This is a genomic window from Marinomonas sp. (assembly GCF_965225885.1).
GTDB lineage: Bacteria > Pseudomonadota > Gammaproteobacteria > Pseudomonadales > Marinomonadaceae > Marinomonas.
Window position 1 is genome coordinate 2,902,738 of record NZ_OZ245329.1, and the last position, 22,330, is coordinate 2,925,067.

The 22,330-nt window shown below is 42.4% G+C and carries 23 protein-coding genes; 4 read left to right on the plus strand and 19 right to left on the minus strand.

Annotation, left to right across the window (positions count from 1 at the left end; genetic code table 11):
- Window positions 1–48 precede the first annotated feature (48 nt).
- Genes fabD through ACO05V_RS13880 form a run of 4 tightly spaced genes read right to left on the minus strand, consistent with a single transcriptional unit; the run spans window position 49 to window position 2,659 of the window.
- Window positions 49–972, minus strand: a complete 924-nt coding sequence (gene fabD / locus ACO05V_RS13865) for an ACP S-malonyltransferase (RefSeq protein ID WP_421852470.1) — start codon at window positions 970–972, stop codon at window positions 49–51.
- 21 nt (window positions 973–993) lie between these two features.
- Window positions 994–1,929, minus strand: a complete 936-nt coding sequence (locus ACO05V_RS13870; RefSeq protein ID WP_421852473.1) for a fatty acid synthesis protein — start codon at window positions 1,927–1,929, stop codon at window positions 994–996.
- 11 nt (window positions 1,930–1,940) lie between these two features.
- On the minus strand, window positions 1,941–2,120 hold the full coding sequence (gene rpmF / locus ACO05V_RS13875; protein ID WP_072839128.1) for a 50S ribosomal protein L32: 180 nt from the start codon (window positions 2,118–2,120) through the stop codon (window positions 1,941–1,943).
- Window positions 2,121–2,137: 17 nt separating this feature from the next.
- Window positions 2,138–2,659, minus strand: coding sequence for a YceD family protein (locus tag ACO05V_RS13880; RefSeq protein WP_421852476.1), 522 nt, complete (start codon window positions 2,657–2,659; stop codon window positions 2,138–2,140).
- 137 nt (window positions 2,660–2,796) lie between these two features.
- Between ACO05V_RS13880 and ACO05V_RS13885 the strand changes: the two genes are divergently transcribed.
- On the plus strand, window positions 2,797–3,399 hold the full coding sequence (locus tag ACO05V_RS13885; protein ID WP_421852479.1) for a Maf family protein: 603 nt from the start codon (window positions 2,797–2,799) through the stop codon (window positions 3,397–3,399).
- A 9-nt stretch (window positions 3,400–3,408) separates the two neighbouring features.
- Here ACO05V_RS13885 and ACO05V_RS13890 read toward each other — a convergent pair whose 3' ends face one another.
- The 9 genes from ACO05V_RS13890 to dinG all read right to left on the minus strand — a co-directional run bounded on the left by ACO05V_RS13890 (window position 3,409) and on the right by dinG (window position 12,937).
- Window positions 3,409–4,326 carry a patatin-like phospholipase family protein gene (locus ACO05V_RS13890; protein WP_421852482.1) on the minus strand — a complete coding sequence of 306 codons (918 nt, stop codon included), beginning with the start codon at window positions 4,324–4,326 and terminating at the stop codon, window positions 3,409–3,411.
- Window positions 4,327–4,335: 9 nt separating this feature from the next.
- Window positions 4,336–5,130 carry a DUF4892 domain-containing protein gene (locus ACO05V_RS13895; protein WP_421852485.1) on the minus strand — a complete coding sequence of 265 codons (795 nt, stop codon included), beginning with the start codon at window positions 5,128–5,130 and terminating at the stop codon, window positions 4,336–4,338.
- A 40-nt stretch (window positions 5,131–5,170) separates the two neighbouring features.
- Window positions 5,171–6,034 (minus strand): alpha/beta fold hydrolase, encoded by an 864-nt coding sequence (locus tag ACO05V_RS13900; protein WP_421852488.1) that lies wholly within the window; start codon window positions 6,032–6,034, stop codon window positions 5,171–5,173.
- A gap of 40 nt (window positions 6,035–6,074) precedes the next feature.
- Window positions 6,075–6,554: a phosphohistidine phosphatase SixA gene (gene sixA, locus ACO05V_RS13905; protein WP_421852491.1), complete on the minus strand. Its 480-nt coding sequence runs from the start codon at window positions 6,552–6,554 to the stop codon at window positions 6,075–6,077.
- Window positions 6,541–6,825, minus strand: coding sequence for a DUF4389 domain-containing protein (locus ACO05V_RS13910; protein WP_421852494.1), 285 nt, complete (start codon window positions 6,823–6,825; stop codon window positions 6,541–6,543). Before ACO05V_RS13910 ends, sixA begins: the two co-directional genes overlap by 14 nt.
- Entirely contained in the window at window positions 6,818–7,846 is a 1,029-nt protein-coding gene (locus ACO05V_RS13915) for an NAD(P)H-dependent glycerol-3-phosphate dehydrogenase (protein ID WP_421852497.1), read from the minus strand. The genes ACO05V_RS13910 and ACO05V_RS13915 overlap by 8 nt, the downstream gene beginning before the upstream one ends.
- Before the next feature lie 51 nt (window positions 7,847–7,897).
- Window positions 7,898–9,319 carry a protein adenylyltransferase SelO gene (locus ACO05V_RS13920; protein ID WP_421852500.1) on the minus strand — a complete coding sequence of 474 codons (1,422 nt, stop codon included), beginning with the start codon at window positions 9,317–9,319 and terminating at the stop codon, window positions 7,898–7,900.
- Window positions 9,320–9,347: 28 nt separating this feature from the next.
- On the minus strand, window positions 9,348–10,706 hold the full coding sequence (locus tag ACO05V_RS13925) for a DEAD/DEAH box helicase (protein ID WP_421852504.1): 1,359 nt from the start codon (window positions 10,704–10,706) through the stop codon (window positions 9,348–9,350).
- A gap of 104 nt (window positions 10,707–10,810) precedes the next feature.
- Window positions 10,811–12,937: an ATP-dependent DNA helicase DinG gene (gene dinG, locus ACO05V_RS13930; protein WP_421852507.1), complete on the minus strand. Its 2,127-nt coding sequence runs from the start codon at window positions 12,935–12,937 to the stop codon at window positions 10,811–10,813.
- 69 nt (window positions 12,938–13,006) lie between these two features.
- Here dinG and lexA point away from each other — a divergent pair, with 69 nt between their 5' ends.
- Window positions 13,007–13,630 (plus strand): transcriptional repressor LexA, encoded by a 624-nt coding sequence (gene lexA, locus ACO05V_RS13935; protein ID WP_421852510.1) that lies wholly within the window; start codon window positions 13,007–13,009, stop codon window positions 13,628–13,630.
- 109 nt (window positions 13,631–13,739) lie between these two features.
- Here lexA and ACO05V_RS13940 read toward each other — a convergent pair whose 3' ends face one another.
- The 3 genes from ACO05V_RS13940 to topA are packed head-to-tail and all read right to left on the minus strand — an operon-like array spanning window position 13,740 to window position 17,103.
- Window positions 13,740–14,006, minus strand: coding sequence for a hypothetical protein (locus tag ACO05V_RS13940; protein ID WP_421852513.1), 267 nt, complete (start codon window positions 14,004–14,006; stop codon window positions 13,740–13,742).
- 2 nt (window positions 14,007–14,008) lie between these two features.
- Window positions 14,009–14,479: a DUF6586 family protein gene (locus tag ACO05V_RS13945; RefSeq protein WP_421852516.1), complete on the minus strand. Its 471-nt coding sequence runs from the start codon at window positions 14,477–14,479 to the stop codon at window positions 14,009–14,011.
- A complete protein-coding gene (gene topA / locus ACO05V_RS13950) occupies window positions 14,476–17,103 on the minus strand; it encodes a type I DNA topoisomerase (RefSeq protein ID WP_421852519.1) in 2,628 nt (875 codons plus the stop codon). The genes ACO05V_RS13945 and topA overlap by 4 nt, the downstream gene beginning before the upstream one ends.
- 190 nt (window positions 17,104–17,293) lie before the next feature.
- Here topA and ACO05V_RS13955 point away from each other — a divergent pair, with 190 nt between their 5' ends.
- The gene (locus tag ACO05V_RS13955; RefSeq protein WP_421852521.1) at window positions 17,294–18,046 is read left to right on the plus strand and encodes a DNA topoisomerase I; all 753 of its coding nucleotides are present in this window, start codon (window positions 17,294–17,296) and stop codon (window positions 18,044–18,046) included.
- A gap of 30 nt (window positions 18,047–18,076) precedes the next feature.
- Here ACO05V_RS13955 and ACO05V_RS13960 read toward each other — a convergent pair whose 3' ends face one another.
- Entirely contained in the window at window positions 18,077–18,565 is a 489-nt protein-coding gene (locus tag ACO05V_RS13960) for a hypothetical protein (protein ID WP_421852524.1), read from the minus strand.
- Window positions 18,566–18,628: 63 nt separating this feature from the next.
- Here ACO05V_RS13960 and ACO05V_RS13965 point away from each other — a divergent pair, with 63 nt between their 5' ends.
- Window positions 18,629–19,069, plus strand: a complete 441-nt coding sequence (locus tag ACO05V_RS13965; RefSeq protein WP_421852527.1) for a universal stress protein — start codon at window positions 18,629–18,631, stop codon at window positions 19,067–19,069.
- 79 nt (window positions 19,070–19,148) lie between these two features.
- Here the strand turns inward: ACO05V_RS13965 and cysS are convergent, their stop codons facing one another.
- Together cysS and ACO05V_RS13975 are read right to left on the minus strand one after the other, a co-directional pair.
- Window positions 19,149–20,531 carry a cysteine--tRNA ligase gene (cysS, locus tag ACO05V_RS13970; RefSeq protein WP_421852530.1) on the minus strand — a complete coding sequence of 461 codons (1,383 nt, stop codon included), beginning with the start codon at window positions 20,529–20,531 and terminating at the stop codon, window positions 19,149–19,151.
- Between the two features lie 4 nt (window positions 20,532–20,535).
- Window positions 20,536–22,209, minus strand: a complete 1,674-nt coding sequence (locus tag ACO05V_RS13975) for a glutamine--tRNA ligase/YqeY domain fusion protein (RefSeq protein WP_421852533.1) — start codon at window positions 22,207–22,209, stop codon at window positions 20,536–20,538.
- Between the last annotated feature and the right edge of the window lie 121 nt (window positions 22,210–22,330).

The window sequence follows — 22,330 nt, forward strand, 5'->3', positions numbered from 1 at the left end:
AACAATCAATTTCAAAAAATGTATTTCGGACTGTTTAATTAAATAAATTTACGCAGACAAAGCCGCTTCAAATCCAGCCAAATCACCCAAAGAGAAAGTATCCAAACCTTTGACAATTCGCTTATTAAGGCCACTTAACACTTTACCTGGGCCACATTCCACTGTCGAAGTGACACCTAATTCAGAAAGCAACACAACTGATTGAGTCCACAATACTGGTTCACTTAATTGAGAAACCAAATTTTCCTTAATCACCAAAGGATCTGAAACAGCTTGAGCTGTAACGTTCTGCACCAAGATACAAGAAGGTGAATTGAACGCAATAGTCTCAAGTTTTTCAGCCAATTTAGCACCAGCAGGAAGCATCAGTTCGCAATGAGAGGGCACGCTCACTGGTAGCGGTAAAGCACGCTTAGCGCCTGCTTCTTTTGCATTAACCATTGCCGCTTCAACAGCATCAACATGACCTGCAATAACCACTTGGCCTGGCGAATTAAAATTAACCGCACTAACGACACCCGCAGCTGCAGCACACGCAGCTACAACTTTGTCATCGTCAAGTCCGATAATCGCTGCCATTGCACCTTCCCCCGCAGGAACCGCTTGCTGCATATATTCACCACGCAACTTCACAAGCTCTACCGCGTCAGCAAAAGCAATTACACCAGCACATACTAAAGCAGAATACTCACCAAGACTATGACCTGCAACATAAGCTGGCTTTTCGCCACCTTGCTGCCCCCAAAGACGCCACAAAGCTACACTAGCAGTCAATAACGCGGGCTGTGTTTTGTCTGTTTGACTAAGTCTCTCAGCATCATTTTGCACTAGATCCCATAAATCATAACCAAGAACAGCTGATGCTTCGGCGAAAGTTTGCTCAATTATATCGTGTTTTTCCGCCAAATCTGCCAACATCCCCAACTGCTGAGAACCCTGACCTGGAAAAACAAATGCTAATTTTGTGCTCATTTAATCTCCTAGCTATAAAGCCTAACTACAAAGACGCGCTTCTATCGCAGAATATAAATCTGCTCGCGCAATATCAATCCCATACTCAATCGCACCGATCATAGCAGACAAGTCTGAACAACCATGGCCTTTTACCAAATTGCCACGCACGCCAACTAAACAAGCACCGTGCCTACGCTCAGTTTGGTAAAAAGTCTCAAACAAGGATGATGCACCGCCCACCCCTTTAAATTTACTCATCATAAAAGACAACAGCCCTTCCGATGCTTTTAGCACAGCATTTCCCACCATACCATCACACACGATGACGTTTTTATCACCATCAAACAACTCAGTTCCTTCTGCGTAACCAAAATAATCGGGCCACTTCTTATTAGCTAAAAGTCGATCTGTCTCACGAATAACCGCACTTCCTTTCGAATTTTCAACACCAACATTTAACAGCCCAACTCTTGGCGGCTCATCACTCAGCGCTTCAATATAAGCGGCACCTAGTTCAGCAAAGCCAACCAACATTGACGGCGGACAATGAACATTAGCACCTAGATCTACCAAACAGCGTAAAGGATTAGAGTATAGCTCTCTAATCAACGCAGGATATAACTTAGGTCGTAACACACCTAATATGTGGCGCGCCAATGCAACCATAGCGCCAGTATTACCCAAGGTTACAACTACGTCTGATGACTGCTGAGCCAATGCATTTAAAGACTGGTAAAGCGTGCTATTTCGACGACGAAATAAAGATAAAACTATCTCTTCATCTCCATCAATAACATCAGAGCAAGCAATCAGAGATAAACGTTCATGAGGCGCAGGAAGTTCCAGACCGGAATAAGAGGAATAATAAATAGTGATAACGACGTATTTATGGCGAGAAAGAATCTCCACTGCTCCGTCAAAAGCAATGCGGGGACCTAAGTCCCCGCCCATAGCGTCTAAAGCTACCCTGATCATGGGTATCTTAGTTACTCACCTTTAGGGGTGATAACTTGACGACCACGGTAAAAACCATCTGCAGAAATGTGGTGACGACGGTGAAGTTCACCAGTTGTCTTTTCTACAGAAAGAGTTGGACCAGTCAAAGCATCGTGTGAACGGCGCTGGCCGCGACGTGAACGAGTTACTTTACTTTTTTGTACTGCCATTTTTGGAGCTCCTAACTTTACTTGGCCTTTAATTGGGCCAATATACTAAATGGATTCGGTTTTTCGTCATCCGGTGCGTCATCGGTAGACGAGGCATACTTTACAGCTGTTGGGTTGCAACCACTCTCTTCGTGATAGGCAACAATTGGTAAAGCAAGTATAATTTCTTGCTCAATCATATCTGCCAAAATTACTTCACCATCGGTCATGACAACAGGATCGTAATTGTTCGGTAAATTCTTAGCATGATCTTCGTCATAAACGAATGCCAGCGACAAATCTAACGCTAGATCATATGAAACAGCCCCCATGCAACGCTGACAAACAACTTGCACTTGAGCCGTTAATGAACCAGTAGCAATATAGCGCCTATCCTCATCAACTCTAAAGTCTAGATGAATAAAAGCATTACCCTCATCAGAGGCTAATATAGCACAAAGCTCCTTAAATTCATTAAGGGGCACGTACCCTTCGAACGCTTGCTCATAGCCAGCGTATTTACGAGGGTCAAAATATTTAGGTAATGTATCATTCAACATGGCGGGGGATAATATTGCTAAGGGCCCTTTTTGTCAAAGTCTAACTGGCCTTAAAGCGCTTTTTTTCACTTTTTTAAGTCATATTGGCTAAAAAAAAGTAAAATCCCCTTTCATCCCAATAAAATGATTAAAAAACAATGCAAAAAAAACTCATACTCGGCTCATCTTCACCTTATCGAAAAGCACTCTTAGAGCGTCTAAGAATTCCTTTTGAATGCCATTCACCGAACATTGATGAAAGCCCATTCAGCCTCGAATCAGCTGTCGATTTAGTCAAACGCCTTAGTATTGCAAAAGCGCATGCCGTACATTTGGAACGACAACAGAGTAAACAAGGTTCAGCTGATATAATTATAGCGTCTGATCAGGTTGCAGTATTAAACAATCAGATTTTAGGAAAACCCCATACAGAAGAAAATGCCATAAACCAACTTTCTAGCTTTAGTGGTCAAAAGGTGAGTTTTCTAACCGGCCTTTGTGTCTTTAGTCAACAAGACCAATCTTATCAGTATATATTAAGCGAATATCATGTTCATTTTAGGGACCTAACGACAAAAGAAATCGCTAATTACGTTTCACTTGAGCAACCACTTGATTGCGCTGGCAGCTTCAAATGCGAAGGATTGGGCATTTGTCTTTTTGAAAAAATGGAAGGAGATGATCCTAATAGCCTAATTGGTTTACCGCTCATCTCTCTGTCTCGCTTATTAAGAGAACTAGAAGTAAACCCTTTAGACTAAAGATAAAAATCAATAGCCTTTCGGGAAAGAAAAATAACTAGCCGAAGGCAATTCAAGACCATCAATCGCTTTTAAAGCCGTTTTATAGCCAAACTCAACCAACTCTTTAGCTCGCCAGAACTCATAGAACCCAGAGATATCCTTAGGTATTGATATAAGTAAATCCGGTGGATATCCAGCCAATTTATATTGAGTAAGAGATTCCTGCATCGTCTCAAACATCATATTGATAGTCTGCAATCGCCCCCAGCTTTCTGGTGAATATTTAACCTTCTCATCAGCCCCATCTTTGTTTTTCCCAAAAAAACCTTTAGTGCTAAGCCACCAAGCAGGCCCTTCGGAATCACTCTCTGAAACGTTTTTTACAACTCGCTCAGCGGGACTAAGATCAACTGCAACAATATAATCCGCACCAGCGGGCACAGAAGGAATGATAGGCAAAGGATTCAACACCCCACCATCAACATACATTTGCCCATTAAGCGTAACAGGTAACACCAGAGACGGTATAGCAGCGGATGCACGCATGGCACTTATCAAATCACCACGCTGAAACCAAAATTCTTTTTGATTTAATAAATCGACTGCAACAGAGGTGTAGGCTATTGGCAAAGACTCAATAGTAGGTGTCCCTATCATGTCTTGAATTTTTTCAAAAAAACGATCACCTTTTACATAGCCACCATTCAATATAGACATATCCAATAAACGAAGGACATTCATACGGTCTAAAGATTCTGCCCATTCACGATACTCAGATAATTTTCCCGCCGCATAAACACCGCCGACTATTGCCCCAATAGAGCAACCAGAGATACTGACAATGTCATATCCACGCTCTTCGAAAGCCTGGATAACACCTATGTGTGCATTACCACGCGCCGCGCCACTCCCCAAAACCAGAGCAACCGTTTTTTTCGTATTCACGACTACCGCCTATGGACGAACATAAACAAAAGAGATGCGATTAATGCCAAGAGATTCTCGACCTAGATCAGCCAAATTAATAAATCTAACCTTATCCTTAAGCTGATCACCCAAACCTGCCAATGCCATTGATATAAGTCGATCACCCGACTCAATAGCGCTTAAACTCCCTGTTTTTTGACTTGTAACGAAACCAACCACATTTTGACCAGCGGGCAAATCATTAACAAAACGACGTATTCTAGGAATATCCTGAACATCCATCTGCGCCACAATTTCAAACTCTGTTTCATTCGCCTCAGCTGATTTCACTTCATCTAAGCGAACCATGACATCGCCCGCACCACGGCGGTTAAGATACAAAATTTGATAAATATCTTGCTTATTCTTAACCACCAGTAAAAATTGACTTTGATCAGAACCATACAAAAGGTAATCACCAAAAAAATTATTCGCCCAAGCATTGCTACTACCGCAACTGCGACTATCGCACTCAAACAAAATACTACGACCATCACTCAACATCTGCGAGCGATAATGATCATAAACATCCGATAAAAGTGCATTGCGATTGATTTTATATAGTGATGAAAAATAATCACCTTTTAAGCGAATAACCGTTTCAGGCTCCCATCCGCTGCCAGCACGTCGGATTTTGCTCAAAGGAATTTCAACAAATTGTTCTGCTTGAGAATTACTTTTAACCAACTGCGCATCACGATAAGGTTCAATCCCTAAAACCCCAGCAAAAGAAACACCACTGAAAGCAGCCAATAGATATAACACGCCTCGAAACTTAACCATATAACCTTCCTATCATCCCAACTAAGGATGGGCTAACGCATTAGTTTTGATCAATAAAACGCTGAACTTCAGTTGCCACTGCGAAACAAGTATCTGGCTCTAAATGAAAATGGTGATTACCTTCAAGCCATTTCAATTTTATCCATGGGAATTGTGCCGCGCGCTTTTCAACTAACTGATGATCATTCTGATAAATCCCCTCTTTTGCAACCAAAGCCAAAGTTGGGCATTTTATTTCTTGAATAAAGGCTTCAACGCTTTCTTCATCCATACGAAATGGCGAAGGAAAGGTTAACTCACCATCATGACGCCACGTCCAAATTCCATCATCATTCTGCTTAGCACCACGCTCAACCAGCATTTTCGATGCAGATTTGGATAATTGAGTAAAACCATCCATTCGAGCCAATATCATGTCTTCTTTGGTCTTATAACTTGTGTCCCTACCCAAGCGATATTTGGCCATTTTATTAATAGCTCGCTGCAGCGTAACCACACGATCAGCCGGCGCTCCACTTAATGGCCCCATATTATCTAGCACAATCAGACCACGAACTTTATCTGGGGCAATCGCAGCGACCAACATAGCAACAGCACCGCCCATACTATGCCCAATCAACCAAACGCTTTGTTTGGACTGGTTTAAAATAGACACCACATCCAAAACATAATCCCATAAATGGTAAAAACTTCCCGTTGGGCGATGTAAAGACAAACCATGCCCTGCAAGATCTAGTGCGACATGGGAAAAATCAGAGAGATGAGGAGATAGATTAGAAAAACTTGCTGCATTATCAAGCCAACCATGCAGCGACAACACCTTAAATGCCGAGGTGTTTTTAGGCAGCCATTGCAACGCCGCTATCTCGGTATGCGCGAGCTTGTAAACAATTTCATTTCCCATATATGCTTTTTAACCAACCCATGAAATTCAATTAAATAATTTATGATGGTGAAACACACCAACGAAATTGACAACATGCCCCAGCAAAAAGTTCACCTTCAACTGCTGCAATCGTAGCCGTTGTCATAGCAAAGCTCACGGGCAAAGGCTCATCAACTAAAAAGTCCACCAACTGATGAGCGAAAGGTTGATGAGTCACTAATAAAACAGAGTCATAAGACTGCTCATTTAACCAAAGCGCCACATCCATCTCACGACCATCCGGCGTAATTAAGGGACAATCTTTAACCTCGACGGACACATCAAGATCGGCTAAAAATGTTTTTGCGGTTTGTTGAGCCCGAATATAAGGACTGACAAAAACCACATCAAACACCTCACCTTTGTTTCGAAAAGCCCGAGCAGTTGTCTTCACCTCTGCCACCCCAAGCTCAGTTAGCTCACGACGCTCATCTTTGTCATAACCATATGGCTGAGCATTGCCGTGACGCAAGACATAAAGGCGTTTAAGCTTCTTCATCCGCATTCACCTGAGGCCATGGTTGAAATGGAAAAGGCTTCTCTTCTGACTCGAAAGACAAAAATGAAAAAATTTGCCCAATAAAAGCCGTTACACCCTTTAACCAAGAAGACAAAGTCACTGGCTCATACTTTGAGCCTAGCTTTACTAAGCTTACTAAGATAAGTAAAACACCAAATACAGTAACTGCAATATTTAGAACAACCCAATACAGCAGCATAAAAATCACACGAAACCAAAAACCTTGATCAGCATAACCTGGATTAGACATTTTTATTCTCCTCATTTGTCGCAAATTCGACATCCCACTTCTGCTCACCTGTCATCATTGACCCAATCAATGATTCCAGCTTAGCGCCTTCAAACAATAATTTAGACAAACCTTCCGCTAGAGGCATATACAATCCATGTTTATGGGCTTCATCAACAACCATCTTTAAGGTATTAACGCCTTCCGCAACCTCACCTATTCCACCAATCGCTTCATCTAAATTATGTCCAGAACCAATCGCAAAACCAACACGATAATTTCGACTCAAAGGCGAAGTGCAAGTTGCGATTAAATCCCCCATTCCCGCCAAACCAAGAAATGTCATCGGGTTGGCGCCAAAATGCACAGCAAACCGACTCATCTCAGCCAAACTTCGTGTCATGATCATCGACATGGTGTTTTCGCCAACATTTAGCGCTTTAGCAAGACCACATACAATCGCATAAATGTTTTTTAGTGCGCCGGCCAGTTCAACACCGGTACTGTCAATATTTTCATACACTCGAAAAGTAGGTGATTTCAACAGCTCAATAACTCGCTGGCGCACTTTGTCATCAGCACTGGCAATGACCGATCCAGTCATCTGTCCTGCCGCAATTTCTTTTGCCAAATTTGGGCCACTTAGCACGCCAATTTTTTGCGTCACAGGGTTTCGACGCAAAACATCACTCATAAGTTCAAATCGGTTTGGATTAAAACCTTTGGTGGTGCTAATTAAAATTTTATCCGCCGTCAATAATGGCTCAATGCGTTGCACAACCTGCTCGAACGATTTAGATGGAATGGAGACAAAAATCGTATCACTATCGCGTATTGCTTGCTCTAAATTGCTCGTCGCTAATAACTCTCGGTGCAACGGCGCATTAGGTAAATAACGGCTATTCAAGCCAGTCAAATTAATCTCTTCAACTTGCTCTTCATTACGCATCCATTGGCTAACTTGATGGCCATTTTTGGCCATAATATTCGCCAAGGCTGTACCAAAACTACCACCACCTAATACACATACAGAATGCTTCATAATGACTGTTTCTCTTTAAAAATATCGTCTAACTATATAAATTGAACAACTCTAAGACGAACAACTAACCTCTAACGATTTGCCCCAATCAGGCGCTCTTTGCGCAAGAACGTCTGACTCTGGATGCTCATCAAAAGGATGAGTGAGCACGTTCAATAAGCGTCGAAAAGGTAAATAATCTCCGCGCTCTGCCGATTGAATCGCATCATGAGCCAAATAGTTTCTTAGTATAAATTTGGGATTTACAGCCAACATAGAAACACTAATATCAGCCCATGTTAAATCACTTTTCATTCGCGCAAACTCATAGCGTTCAAGCCAATTTGACAGTTTTTCTCTATCAACAACCTCATCGAGCAAAAGCGAAAAATCACCTTGCTCAAAATGACTCAATAAACGGAAAAACACCGTGTAGTCCATTTTCTCTGCTGCTAATATTGCAAATAGCTCAGGCAATAACTCGTGTACATCTTCTATAAAACTTAAGCCCGTTTTACTCATCATCAGCGCATCATAGTGAGTCTGTAACTCTGGCTCGTAGCACTGCAAGATAGCAATAAGCCGATCTCGTTCAAGATGCTTTGAAAAACATCGCATCAAGCAATTGAGATTCCACAAACCAACACCAGGTTGCCGAGAAAAAGCATACCGCCCTTCATGGTCAGAATGATTGCAAATCCAATCTGGCTCATAATCCTCCATAAAACCATAAGGACCATAATCGATCGTTTCCCCAGTGAAAGAAAAATTATCTGTGTTCATTACGCCATGTTGAAAACCAATCGATTGCCATTTAGCAATCATTCTGGCAGTACGTTTGACCACTTTGATCAACATACTTTCTAGAGGTGATTCCGACTCTAAACATTCTGGGTAATAATGTTTAAGGCAGTATTCGATCAGTTGATCCAGCTCTGCTTGTTTACCTTGATAGAAAAAGTATTCGAAGTGACCGAAGCGAATATGACCTTGTGCCACTCTGAGCAGCATAGCACCAGCCTCTGGCGTTTCTCGATAAACCGCCTCTCGGCTATCATAGAGCGCTAAAGCACGTGAAGAAGGGACTGACAGAGCCGCCATAACCTCACTCGCCAAATACTCACGAATACAAGAACGCAAAACAGCACGGCCATCGCCACGACGAGAATAAGGCGTCGGCCCAGCACCTTTCATATGCAAATCATACAAAAGATCATCTTGACCACGAACTTCGCCCAATAACACACCACGACCATCACCCAATTGAGGTGAAAAACCTCCAAACTGGTGGCCTGCGTAGACCATGCTAAGACTAGAAGACAAAGCCTTTTCGCCACTTAAGACTTGTTTGGTTTCAGTAGATTTAATATCAATAGACAGAAAAGTAGCGAGCGATTGGTTAAATTCAACCAACCGCTGCTCTAGAAGTGGTTGGATAAGGGTTTTCGAAGAAAACGCCTCACCCAAACTTGCAAAATGGTGTTCTAAATTCATCTTATCTCACTTAAAAATTAAGCGATCTTTATAGAGATGTATCGACCATGTACTCACAGCGAATACTCTCACCGACGACTCTTTCGATTTCAGGAATCATGAAAGCATCATCTTCACTGGCAAAGCTTACTGATTTACCCGTTTCACCGCCTCGACCAGTACGGCCGATACGATGCACATAATCCTCAGGGCCTTCTGGCAACGAATAATTGACAACTAACTCTACGTTATCAACGTGAATACCACGCCCAGCAACATCTGTTGCCACAAGCACTTGAATGATACCTTCTTTGAAGTTCGCCAAGGTTTTTACACGTTTATCTTGCGCAACTTCGCCAGATAATATCGCACAATTAATATTGGCTTTGCGTAAACGCTCATAAAGATCGCGTGTTTCGTCACGACGGTTAGCGAAAATAATAGTCCGTTGACCGCCATTTTTTTCGATCAACTGCTGCAATACAGGCCATTTTTGGTCCGCTTCGACAGTATAAATAACCTGATCAATATTTTGATTTGTTGCTTCTTTTGGAACAACAGACACTTCTTTCGGGAAATAAGTCCATTGCTGCGCCAATGCCTGAATATCTTTCGGGAAAGTCGCACTAAACAACATAGTTTGTCGTGTTTCTTTGTGTGGTGTCATACGAATAATGCTTTTTACATCAGGGATAAAGCCCATAGACAGCATGCGGTCAGCTTCATCTAGCACCAAGCACTCTACTTTACCCAATTGCACTTTACGACTGCGGGCAAAATCCAACAAACGGCCAGGCGTAGCGACTAAAATATCAACATTTTCAGTTTCTAATGCGATCTTTTGTTTTTCATAGCTCAAACCACCAACCAAAGTCACGACATTCAAATGACAATTCCACGTAAGTTTGACCGCTTCATCGGCAATCTGTATCGCCAATTCACGAGTCGGTGCGATAATCAGGCCACGTGCAAAATTATTCGCTCTTTTTTCTTCAAGCGGGTAATCAAGAAAATCACTGATCATTGCGATTAAAAAAGCAGCCGTTTTACCGGTCCCTGTTTGAGCTTGACCAATAATGTCATAACCCAACAAAGTCATTGGCAAGGTTTCAGCTTGGATTTCACTGCAATATTCAAACCCCATTTCTGCAATAGACTTAATGACGCGATCAGGAAGATTTAAATCATGGAAGCGCATCTTGCCTTCAACTTCAGCAACCGGAAAATCTTCTATGGACCAAATTTTAGAGTTTGCATTCCCTGCTGATGTTGTTTCACTACTTGTTTGTGCATTAGCTTGAACGCTTGCAGGGCTATCATCATTATTTCTTGGTCGCTTATTTGGGCGACGAGTACGTTTTGGTTTTGCTGTTGTTTCTGATCGTGCTTCTTGAGTTTGGTTTTCCATATTGGAATCTTTACGCTTCTATTGTGTTTTGAGGTTAATAATCTGTGCAAGGAGTGTACCTAATTGGTAAAGCTTTATCACCCCTTGCTTACGCTTTGTTGAACCTAGGGAAGGTACTTATAGGGCGGCAAACTGTTAATCAATTGCGATCCATATCGTTTGGTACGCAAGCGCTTGTCTAAAATGTGTATTTCACCTGAGTCTTTTTCACTTCTTAAGAGTCTTCCAGTTGCCTGCACTAAACGCAAAGAAGCATCCGGGATTGTTATTTCCATAAAGGGATTACCACCACGTTTTTGAATCCATTCCGCCAGCGTGGCTTCGACAGGATCATCTGGAACAGCAAAAGGAATCTTGGCTATGTACACACAGGTTAAATAATCACCTGGCAAATCCACCCCTTCTGCAAAACTGGCTAAACCAAGTAACAAACTGCCTTTCCCTTCATCAATACGAGATTTATGTGAATCCAAAATAACGCGTTTAGATTGCTCGCCCTGCATTAAGAGTATTTCTTGCAAACCAGCAGACACAGACTGAGCCACTTCTTCCATCTGACGGCGAGACGAAAACAACACCAAACTGCCCTTTTCCGTATTCACATGCTTATCTAAATAGGTAACAATTTCTGCGGTATGTTGCTCTACTCTATTAGGTTCATTCTCCATATCTGGAACCACTAAAAGACCACTTTCTTGAAAATTAAACGGACTAATCACTCGTAGGTATTCACTCTCGCGTGGCACGCCAGATCGCATATTAAAACGATGAAATTGATTAAGCGCGGTTAACGTTGCGGACGTTACTACCGCGCCGAAGCATTTATCCCACAACTGCTGCCTTAATGTGTTCGCAGCAAGAATCGGAGAACCACCGAGTTCAATATCTTGTTCCATGCCTTGACCAGATAAAACCAACCAACGTGCATTAGGCGGAAAGTTCTGATCGTCAACCGTAGAATATAAACGCCAAAGCCCAATGCATTGCTCTAAACGACCAAGAATGACACCCAAAATAGGCTGCCAAGTTTCTGCTGTTTCCGGTGTTACACCCATCCCTTCATTTTGCTTCGTCTTTTTACATTCGTCTTGGATACTTTCAATGTTGTTGAATAATTTTTGATAAGACGTTTGTAAACTGTAAGCCAGCTGGCGCAACTCATCTGGAATTTGACCAAACTCAAAGCGGTGCTGATTATTTTCTTGATCTAAACCCAATCCCTGAATATAAGGCGCTAAACCTTGCTGGGCATATTGGATAAAGTTCACGATACTTTGTATTTGCTGAGGGATTTTTAGTAATAGCTGTCCAGTCAGACTAACATCGTCAGTTAGCTCTTGCTTTAAGTTGACTAGATTTTTTTCTAGCTGACGCAACCAAGCAATACTTTGCTGCAAGCGAACTTCATGACGAAAGTGCCCTATCGCTTTATCAGGAAGATGATGACCCTCATCAAAAACATAGATGGTTTCTTTTGGAGGAGTAAGAATCGCGCCACCACCCAATGACAAATCCGCCAATACCAAATCGTGATTGGCAACAATCACATCAGCCACTTCGATTTCAGCACGCGCTTTAAAAAACGGGCAGGCGGAATAATTCGCACAATTACGGTTGGTGCATTGCTGATGATCTGTGGTTAAGCGTCGCCAGTCTTGATCTCGAACGATGCCCGCCCAGTTATCTTTATCGCCATCCCAGTCGCCTTTTTGCAAAGCGGCATCCATTTCTTGATAAAGGACAGTGTTCACATCATCAGAATGCAAGTGCTGCTCAAACAGGCCCGCAAACATATCATCCATAGCTTGTTCTTCTGAGCTAAGAAAGCCCTCAAGATTATTCAAGCACAAATAACGCCCCCGCCCTTTAGCAAGAGTGTACTTAAAAGTAAGATCGGTATGCTCGAGCAAGTCAGGCAATTCTTTATGTAGGATTTGTTCCTGAAGCGCGACCGTTGCCGTAGAGATAATTAATTTGAGGCCACGGGCTTTCGCAATAGGAATCGCCGCAAGGCAATAAGACAAGGTCTTACCTGTGCCTGTTCCGGCCTCAATCACGGCAACATGCTTTTCTTCAAGGCGTTCGCCTTCCGAGCCTTGTTTAATGTTACCCAAGGTTCGAGCGATTGCACCAATCATCTGGCGCTGTCCAGCCCTTGGTTTATGGGACTTCGCATCCAAAGATGCTCGGTATGCAAGTTGAATCTGTTTTTTTAGTTCGTCTGAAAGCATTTATATCATTGAGTATAGTTAGGAATGCTGTATATAATAACAGTAACTGTATAAACAACCAGATAACCTATGATTAAATTAACCAAAAGACAATCTGACGTACTAGAAACCATTCGCGAATTTATTGGTGAAACAGGTTTTCCACCGACCAGAGCAGAAATAGCACGCCGGCTTGGGTTTAAATCTCCTAACGCCGCCGAAGAGCATCTCAAAGCCCTATGTAAAAAAGGCGCAATAGAAATGCTGTCCGGCGCATCAAGGGGAATACGCTTAGTTGATCGTGCATCAAATGACGATCCTGCAGACGACCTTGGCTTACCTGTCATCGGCAAAGTCGCTGCAGGTTACCCTATTTTGGCTCAGGAGAACATTGCTTCTCATGTGAACATCCCAGCCAATATGTTTTCACCACAAGCCGATTACTTCTTGTCTGTCTCTGGGACCAGTATGAAAGACATCGGAATCATGGAGGGTGATTTATTAGCGGTTCATAAAACCACTACTGTGCGCAACGGCCAAATTGTCGTTGCTCGCATTGGTGATGAAGTAACGGTTAAACGCTTCGAACAAAAAGGCAGCATCGTTCGACTTATTCCAGAAAACGAAGAGTTCAATGACATCATTGTCGACCTTGAAAGCGAAGAGTTTGCCATTGAAGGCTTATCTGTTGGTGTAATTCGCCAAGGGCTTTAAGTAACCGCTGCCACATAAAACAAACACTATTCCAATAAAAAAGCGAAGCTTGTGCTTCGCTTTTTTATTTCAGCCTATGCTGAACTCCATCGGTATCATCATAGCTGATTTAGTGCAGAATCTTAGGACGAAACTCCTCATCATCAAGATACTCCGAGTCATCGTCAAAAAACGAATCATCCGAATAAACAAAATCAATGCCCGCATGAAACATGCATTTTGCTAATTCAAAATAACGATCCTTTAAATAAGATCGAGTGTCGTCTGAAATCTGCAGTGTCGCTAATGGAACGGTTTCCTCACCACCCTCACTGGCTGGACGCAGGACGATATCGCCGTTATCTAGCTCAACAATTTCTAGGTAGGATTCTTTCATATTCAATACTCTGATGACTCTTCTCTAAAACGTAATACCAATTCAACCAACTTGGCCAAATAAAAACTTACAGACGCTCCTGCGTCACTTCCACGACCAATTAGGTTATCACTTTGAACAACTGATGACATAGAGGCGCGACACTCAAACTGAACTAAATAGGCCTGGTTCAATTGAAAACACCAAGAATCAGAGCGAGACAGTAAATCTGCCAACTCAGCTAAAACTGGAACGACGACTTGCTTGCTTTCTGACTCAGCTAATAATTTAGTAACATCAAGCGTCCCCGTTAAAGAGTAAGCTGATGCCACCTCTTTCAACAGCCCATTAAGCGCGCTTCTTAACTGGAAAATAGCCGAGCTTTCCAGCCCGACTTTTAACCATGCTTCGTCACTATCTTGACTCTGCTTAATGAAGCGTCTTGCCGTATCCAGCTTTTGATTGGTTAGGCTAGCTAAACTAGCGCCACTCATTTCTTCTTACCTTCCTCAATCACCCATTTAGAGCCAACATAAAATGCCTTCCAGCCAGTTGGTTTGCCCTCTTCTTCCGTCATGACATATTGCTCTTTCGTCTTACGGCTATAGCGGATGATTGCAGGACGACCTTCAGAATCTTTTTTAGGCGCTTTTGCAAAAAAGTGATATTTAGGGTCTATTTGATCCATATATGGCAGTAACTCTTCAACCAAAGGTGCACGAGTTTCACGCTTACGCGGAAATTGGCTAGCTGCCAAGAATAAACCAGTTGCACCATCACGAAGAACATAGTGATCTTCTACTTTTTGGCAAGCAAGATCAGGCATTGGTACGGGGTCCATTTTTGGTGGTGCCGCTTCGCCGCTCTTCAATAACTTACGAGTGTTTTTACACTCGTCGTTAGTGCAACCAAAGTACTTACCAAAACGACCAGTTTTAAGCTGCATTTCTGATCCACACTTATCACATTCAAGCGTAGGACCATCGTAACCTTTGATTTTGAAAACACCAGTTTCTACTTCGTAACCCGAACAAGCAGGATTATTACCACAAACATGCAGTTTGCGATGCTCATCCATTAAATAACTGTCCATGGCAGATCCGCAGATCTTACAACGATGCTTATTGATAAGCGCTTTAGATTCGCCCTCTTCGTCGTCTACCGCAATCGCTTCGTCACCACGTGTTAGGTTAATGGTTGCTTTACAACGCTCTTTTGGAGGCAAGGCATAACCAGAACAAGACATAAACACACCGGTGCTGGCGGTACGAATCTGCATTGGACGAGAACAAGTTGGACATTCGATATCTGTCGGGGTTGGCTCATTCAGCATCATACCGCCATCAGGCGATTCTGCTTTCGCTAGCACCGAACTAAAATCTTTATAAAACGCATTAAGCGTTTTAATCCAATCTTTATTACCTTGAGCAATATCGTCTAGCTGCTCTTCCATTTGTGCCGTAAAGCTAAAATTCATCAAAGAATTAAAGCTATCAACCAAACGCTCAGTCACGATATCACCCATTTTCTCTGCATAGAAACGACGATTTTCAACACGCACATAACCACGATCTTGAATCGTAGAGATGATAGATGCGTAAGTTGATGGACGACCAATTCCACGTCTCTCAAGCTCTTTAACCAAACTTGCTTCGCTAAAGCGCGCAACAGGTTTGGTAAAGTGTTGCTCAGGCAATAACTCTTTAAGATCCAAATATTCACCCTGACCTACGTCAGGCAAAATATTATCTTCACCTTTTTTAGCAACTGTCTGCATGGCACGAGTGTAACCATCGAAACGTAAAATACGACCTTTGGCTTTAAACTCGTATTCACCTGTAGTGACAGTGATAGTCGTAGACGTGTATTCCGCTGGCGTCATTTGACACGCCATAAATTGACTGCGGATCAAGTCGTACAAGCGATGCGCGTCTTTTTCCATGCCAAGCAAATCATCAACACGCACAGTCACATCGGAAGGTCGAATGGCTTCGTGCGCTTCTTGAGCACCTTCTTTACTGCTATATCGAATAGGATCAGCTGGTAAATAAGCCTCACCAAAGTTGGAAAGAATATAACCTCTCAACGCCTCTACCGCATCAACACTTAAATTGGTCGAGTCAGTACGCATATACGTTATGTAACCGCCTTCATACAAGCGCTGCGCTAACATCATGGTCTTCTTAACGCCGTAGCCTAAACGCGTACTTGCCGCTTGCTGTAACGTAGAAGTAATGAACGGCGCAGATGGTTTGCTGCTTGTTGGCTTGTCTTCTCGACTACTAACCAAGTATTTCGCATCATTTAAACGAGCAACATGCTCATCAGATTGCGCTTTGTTAACAGGTCGATATTCTTTGTCTTGGTATTTTGCAGCCTCGAATTTAATAACTTCTTTCGATGGCGTCGCAAGCATTGCATCCAATTCCCAGAACTCATCAGGAATAAACGCACGAATCTCTTTTTCGCGCTCGACAATTAATCGCACAGCAACCGATTGAACTCGTCCCGCTGACAAGCCTCTAGCTACTTTTGACCAAAGCAAAGGTGACACCATAAAGCCAACTACTCGATCTAAGAAACGACGAGCTTGTTGAGCGTTAACGCGATCCATGTCTAATTCAGATGGCGTTTCAAATGCCGCTTTGATGGCTTTTTTAGTGATTTCGTTAAATACCACGCGCTTATAGCGAGTATCGTCACCGCCAATGGCTTCACGAAGATGCCAAGCGATTGCCTCTCCCTCTCTATCCAAATCGGTTGCGAGATAGATGGTGTCAGCATTTTTCGCCAAACGCTTTAGTTCATCGACAACTTTTTCTTTGCCTGGCAGAATTTCATAGTGAGCTTTCCAGTTACTTTCTGGATCAACCCCCATTCTAGAAATTAACTGTTTACGCGCTTTGCTACTTTTATACTCAAGTTTTTCTTCCGGACTCATTTTACGTGTCAAAGCAGCTTGCTTCGCACGCTCTTGAGGCGTAGAGGTGGCAGTTGTACCTGAAGGCAGGTCACGTATGTGCCCGACACTCGATTTGACGATAAAGTCGTTGCCCAGATATTTATTGATGGTTTTCGCCTTTGCCGGCGATTCCACGATAACCAGTGATTTTCCCATTGAACTGTGTAAGCCTTTTAATAAAGTAGGTCTGCAAATCCACGTTGCACGAAGTTTAATCTCTAGGGGCGCTGATATTAAGCAAACACCTTTTATATGACAAGCGATCCCTGTATTGTTTCACACATTAAATCTTGCTGAACTTAGTATTTCTTATTTAACATACTGAATTCGTTGCTTAAGGACAATCATGGCTACCCTTCAAATATTAACCATTGCTTTTTTGATCATCATTGTACTTTTGTCAGTGGTCATTGGATCACGCGCCCATCAAAAAGAAAAAGAAATTACTGAACGACGCGTAAAGCAATTGCAATTATCAAATAGAGCGGATCGTGTTGAACAACACATTCGCGGTTTAAAAGATATTAATACCGATACTATTGCCACCGATGTGCTTTACGATTTCTATCTAGACACACTTCGAGAGCTTCTGCAATATTCCGATGATCCTGAAAAGATTGAAGTACGCATAGCAACCGCTGAAGAAGGCAGAAACAACGACCCTATTCCATTCAACCCAGAACCCGAACCTTTTAGCTTCCAAGAAAAAAGTAACTACAAAGAGCGCCTTACAAAATTAGCCAAAATGTTGCTTTATTTACGTCGTAAAGGCCGTATAAGCAACTCTCATTATCAAGCTTGTTATGAATATCTACGTTGGCTTAATTTATGGATTCAATTAAATCGCCAAATGGTTCAAGCAAATAAAAACTTTGACAGCGGAGACATGCGCGTTGCACAAACGCTTTATAGTGTAATTTTGTCGCATATTAAATCAGATTCAATAGAGCGCCCAGAAAAAAATACATTAAAAACCTTTGTTACCGATAGGATGAAAGAAATCCTGTCACCGACTATTGCAGCTATGCAAGAAAGTGAAAATCCCGAAGATGCCTTAAGCGCACTTCTTCAAAATTTAGAGCTACCTAAAAACTCTTAACGGCTAATTCTCATTTTACCGAGCGTCACGCTATGCAGTGACGCTTTTTAACTCTACTAATGAGTTTATAAGTCTCGCCAATTCCTCCAAAACCGCCTCGTCACCAGATTCATCCCAATACAATGACACACTCTCTGGCGCGATTTTTATTCCTACCAACAACGATCTATGCTTTTCCAATATTTTTTTAGCCTCTGACGTTAATGCAAATAATTCACTAGACCACCACCCATCAGGCAAGGCATTATATTTCCACACTTCATAAGGTAGCAGCCAAATACAATCAGGCAAGGAAGTTACAGGCTTTAGTCGATAAAAAGAATAGGCAATCGTTTTTTTCCTATTCATTGATTTATCCCACTTGTCAGGGAGGTCAATTGATGTAAGCTGAACAGTAAGACCAAGTTTTCGAGCATGCATACGTAAAGCCATGCGTTGACGCTCTTTTTTTGGAGGCATAATCCATAACGCTGACCCCATTAAAGAAAGTGTAATAAAAATAACAATAAGAGCGGTCATATTTTAATGTCTCTCTAGTTTTAAACTAAAATAAATTAATCGAGCCAAATTTGGAGGTGTTCTATGATGTATAGCAGAATTCTACTTGCTGTTGACCTAACCGATGAAAGTATAAAGGTAGCTAACAAAGCCGTTGCGCTCTGCAAAGCAACGGGTGCGGAACTTACCATACTTCATGTCATTGAATCACTCAATTACGCCTATGGTGGTGATGTACCCATCGATATCACAGATATCCAAGCACAATTACAAGAAACAGCCAAAGAACGTATCGCCATTCTTGAGGCTCAATTAGACGTTCCCGTTCAAGAAAGCTGCATATCTCAAGGCGGAATAGAAAGCGAAATACACCGCATTGCTGAAGAAAAACGCGTTGACCTGATTGTTGTAGGAAGTCACGGCCGTCATGGCCTAGCTCTGTTACTCGGCTCTACAGCTAATGGCGTTCTTCACGGCGCCCCATGCGACGTATTAGCCGTTAAAGTGATAAAAGACAAAGACTAACTAGCGCTAGCGTTATTTAGTTACTTAATAAAAAAGGCGATGATCCCATCGCCTTTTTTATTATTTTAAACTTACCACTTCAACTTCTGGTCCAAGTCGTGCCTTCTCGGCTATCGAGAAGCTCAATTCCTTGGCTAGCCAGTTCATCGCGAATTTCATCGCTGCGAGCAAAGTTTTTATCTTTACGAGCTTGCGTTCTTTCGTCAATCAAGACCTGTATTGCAGCTTCATCCAACCCTTCAGATACAGTGCTGTTTTGCAAAAAATACTCTGGATCTTGAAACAACAAGCCAAGCAATTCTGCCAAAGAGCGTAACTCTGCGGCCAACACTAACGCTTTATCCGCATCTTCTGTTTTCGCTTTATTGAGCTCACGAACCAGCTCAAACAAAACAGAAACAGCAACCGCTGTGTTGAAGTCATCTTTCATGGCCTCTTCAAAACGCTCAGTGAAGATTGTAGGCTCAAATGACTCAGCAACCGGTTGTTGGCGCAATGCAGTGTAAAGACGCTCTAAAGCAACTTTTGCCTCTAGCAAACTTTGATCTGAGTAATCAATCGCACTGCGATATTGGCTTGAAACCATCAGGTAACGAACCACCTCAGGATTAAACTTAGCCAACACATCACGTACCGTGAAAAAGTTCCCCAAAGACTTGGACATTTTTTCGTTGTTAACTCGAACCGCACCACAGTGCATCCAATAGTTTACATAGTCCTTGCCTGTCGCCGCTTCTGACTGAGCAATTTCGTTTTCATGATGCGGAAACTTAAGATCAGGCCCGCCACCATGAATATCAAAATGACTACCAAGACAATTAGTCGACATAGCAGAACATTCAATGTGCCAACCAGGGCGACCATCACCCCAAGGAGAAGGCCAAGACACTTCGCCAGCTTTTGCTTGTTTCCACAAAACAAAATCCGCCGGATGCTCTTTGGCTACTTCAACATCAATACGCGCGCCAGCCAACATATCTTCAAGCTTACGGTTGTTTAATTTACCGTAATCTTTAAACTTAGTTGCTCGGTAGTAAACATCACCAGAAGTTCCCTGATAAGCAAACCCCTTATCGATAAGGGTTTGCACCATATCGATTATTTCTTGCATGAATTCAGTAGCTTTTGGCTCACGATCCGGCATTTTGTTACCAAGACGCAATTCATCTTCACGCTGCGCAGCGATCATACGCTCAGTTAAAGACTGCGTTGACTCGTTATTTTCTTCTGCACGCTTAATGATCTTGTCGTCAACATCGGTAATATTGCGAACATAAGTCAGCTCATAGCCAAGATGGCGAATAAAACGCGAAATAATATCAAAGGAAATCATCGCACGAGCATGACCAATGTGGCAGAAGTCGTATACCGTGTTGCCACAGACATACATGCCCACTTTACCTTCTTCAATTGGTTTGAAAATTTCTTTCTTCCCACTAAGGGTGTTGTAAACCTTCAACATGTACTTAATTTCCTTTTGCTTCAATTTTCGCCCAAGAATCACGTAACGTCACAGTGCGGTTAAACACCACACCTTCTTCTTTCAAGTCGCGACAAAAATACCCTTCTCGCTCAAACTGAAAACCTTGACCTTTTTCAGACACCAACAAAGAAGGTTCTGCCTTCGCATTTGTTAATACTGTCAAAGACTCAGGGTTAATAAAGTCCAAGAAGGTTTTGTCTTCGTAATTGGCATCAGGTGCTTCATTGACGAACAAACGATCATAAAGATTCACTGTCGCGTCTACCGCATGTTTTGCACTCACCCAATGAATCACACCTTTTGGTTTATAATCTTCTGGATTCACACCAAGCGTTTTTTCATCATAGCGACATAGTAGCTCGACGACTTCGCCCGCTTCGTTTTTAATCGCTTCATCGCAAGTAATCACGTAACCACCACGAAGACGAACAGCACCATCAAGCGTTAAACGTTTCCATTTACGAGGAGGCACTTCAGCAAAATCAGCAGCGTCTATATATAAATCTTTGCTGAACTGCACTTCACGCGTGCCCGCTTCTTCGTTTTTAGGATGATTACTCACTGTGAAGATTTCTTCTTTGTCAGCTGGGTAGTTAGTCAAAGTTACCTTAATAGGATTAAGAACAACCATGGCGCGATTAGCGCTCGCATCCAAATCTTCACGAATGGCGTGTTCTAACATGCCAACATCAACAACACTGTCAGACTTGGTCACACCAATGCGCTCACAGAAGTTACGGATGGACAAAGATGTATAACCGCGACGACGCAAGCCAGAGATAGTTGGCATACGTGGATCATCCCAGCCATGAACATGTTTTTCATCCACTAACTGTTTCAATTTACGCTTACTTGTCACTGTGTAGTTTAAGTTCAAGCGAGCAAATTCGATTTGCTGCGGATGAGCTGTTTTTAGTGTATCCAATACCCAATCGTACAAAGGACGATGATCTTGAAATTCCAACGTACACACTGAATGCGTAATATTTTCCAAAGCATCAGACAAGCAATGAGTGAAGTCATACATTGGATAGACACACCATTTGTCACCTGTTTGGTGATGATGTACATGACGCACCCGATAAATGATCGGATCACGCATATTGATGTTTGGGCTCGCCATATCGATTTTGGCACGCAAAACCACTTCGCCATCTTTGTACTTACCGTTTTTCATGTCCATAAAAATGGTCATATTTTCTTCAACGGTGCGATCGCGGAATGGGCTGTTTTTACCTGGCTCTTTTAAGGTGCCACGGTATTCGCGCATTTGTTCAGCGTTTAGCTCACAGACATAAGCTTTGCCTGCCTGAATAAGCTGCACGGCAAAATCAAACAACTGATCAAAATAGTCTGAAGCAAACTTAGGTTCGCCCTTCCATTCAAAACCAAGCCATTCAACATCACGCTTAATAGATTCAATGTATTCAACACTTTCCTTCTCTGGGTTAGTGTCATCGAAACGTAGATTACATTGACCGTTGTAACGCTGCGCTAAGCCAAAATTAAGGCAAATAGATTTAGCATGACCAATGTGTAAGTAGCCATTTGGTTCAGGTGGAAAGCGAGTAAGAACCTTACCGCCATGCTTGCCTGATTCGTTATCTTTATCAATGATTTGGGTAATGAAATTACCTGGTTTAGACGTTTCTGACATGTTTGATGTAAGTCCCGATAAGTGTTGGTCTAACAATATTGTTACTTTGATCGGCAAGTATATAGTATTTAGGTTTGCATGGGATATTGAGCAGAAAATCTTTTCAGTGTTTTTCCCTTTT